Raw genomic sequence first — 1763 nt, 5'->3', positions numbered from 1 at the left:
CTCCCTCTTGGAAATACGATAGTGACAAGGTTTATCGCGTTCTAAGTATGACCAAAAATTTTTTTCTGCATGTATCCGCAGTATGCGTTCCTTAAAATACATGACTTTACTTATTCTGGAAGTACAGGGAAACGCTTCGCCGACAGTTACAGAAACTGTTAATTAGTTATGGCATGCACTTGTGGATCTCCGTTACTTTGTGATGACTGACCCTCCCATGTTTCTTAGCGTCAAGCGCTGACATTCCTTCGTTCGGTCTATCACAAGATGGAGGCCGGCGAGATGCTCCGGGAGGGGCTCAAGGCCCAATGTACGCCGCTGGTGCCAGCTTCTCCGTGTCATGAATGGTAAGTTCTAGAATATGAACGTTAGAACGCTAGTTGAAGACAGTGAAGGTCAGTTAGCATTTGTTGACTGTCAAATCGTCGTTTTTTTGTACACAGTGTATGAAGTACTTTTAACAGCTTGCCACATAAAACCACCATCGATTGCTTCTTCCGAAGCGGATTCACTTGTCGCTGTGTGTAATAATGATGAAGCTTTAGGAACGCCTCATTGTTACGCAGAATAGGAAGCATGGCTTTAAATAAGAGTGAACGAAGCCGCTTACGCCCTCGCTTGGAGATTTTCTTCTGTCCTTGATGAGTGCCTGAAGAATTCTCTCGAAGTGTAAGTCCCGCTAATTTAATAAGTTGGCGTGGACTTTCATAGTCGTCGAAACTTCCGATTTCAGCTAGTAGACCTGCGATGGTCCCATGACTGATTCCAGGAACAGAAATTAAAAACTCATAATCCGCTGTTTGTGTAATGCGTTCTTCCAGTTCTGCTTCAATTGCTTCTAATTCTTCTTCAATGAGTCGATATTGACGCATCATGGAAGCTACTTCTCGTCTGGCTCCCCATGGCGCTATCGTAATTCCGATGGATGATTGAGCTACCTGAATGAGTTCAGCTGCTTTTGTCGGGCGTCGCTGTTTCATATTACCTGCTTTTGCACAAATGTCGGCCAACTCCGTTGGTGTCATATTGACGATATCAACAGGAAGTGGTGTTTCTTCTAATACGGCAAGTAACATGGCTCCAAAGTCAGAAAAGACATGGAATAACTCAGGGAAATACTTGTCAATCCATCGATGAAGTTTGTTTTTTAACATGGAGCGCTCTTTCATCAACGATTCCCTAAGACTGTATCCGGTACGTATCTCAGCCCCTTGATCACGAAGCAGCTTAGGATGAGAATAACGCCCATCTTTCATCAGACGTGCGATCGTAAGTGCGTCCTTTTTATCATTCTTAGTCTGTAAATTATCATCAAGCTCTTTTACACGTTTCACATGCATAGGATTGACGATTACAAGAGGAATTCCTCTATCTTCTAAAAAGTAAGCTAAGTTTAGCCAATAATGACCAGTCGGCTCTACGCCGACCAGAACTTCAGATTTCTCGAAGACTTTCGCGGCATCCAGAATTGCCTGATAAAGTGCTTCAAAGCCTTCCAGTGATTGTGGAACTAAAAAGGCTTTTTTAATTTCACGACCACGCTCATCGACAAATGTAGCATAATGTTTATACTTGGCAATATCGATACCTACGACCAAGGTTTGTTCCGTAACTTGATTAATTTTGTGATTCACTTTAGAATTCATGTAAGTCCTCCTTGGTTATTATTAGGGGTCAAGTAGTCGATGCCTTGACACCCCCGAATCATACCAAGGGGACTTTTCTATTTCAATAGGGCTCCACTAACCAAACAGGAATGCTCC

At 42.9% G+C, this 1763-nt stretch carries 1 protein-coding gene; it reads right to left on the bottom strand.

Going from position 1 to position 1763, the window contains the following annotated elements:
- Positions 1-368: 368 nt before the first annotated feature.
- Positions 369-1646, bottom strand: coding sequence for an IS110 family RNA-guided transposase (locus CSV77_RS16610; RefSeq protein WP_099674259.1), 1278 nt, complete (start codon positions 1644-1646; stop codon positions 369-371).
- Positions 1647-1763: the final 117 nt, after the last annotated feature.

Origin of the sequence: Sporosarcina sp. P16b, from assembly GCF_002743065.1 — a bacterium.
Classification (GTDB): domain Bacteria; phylum Bacillota; class Bacilli; order Bacillales_A; family Planococcaceae; genus Sporosarcina.
The sequence above is the reverse complement of the archived record's forward strand: the minus strand, read 5'-3'. Positions and strand labels throughout refer to the sequence as shown.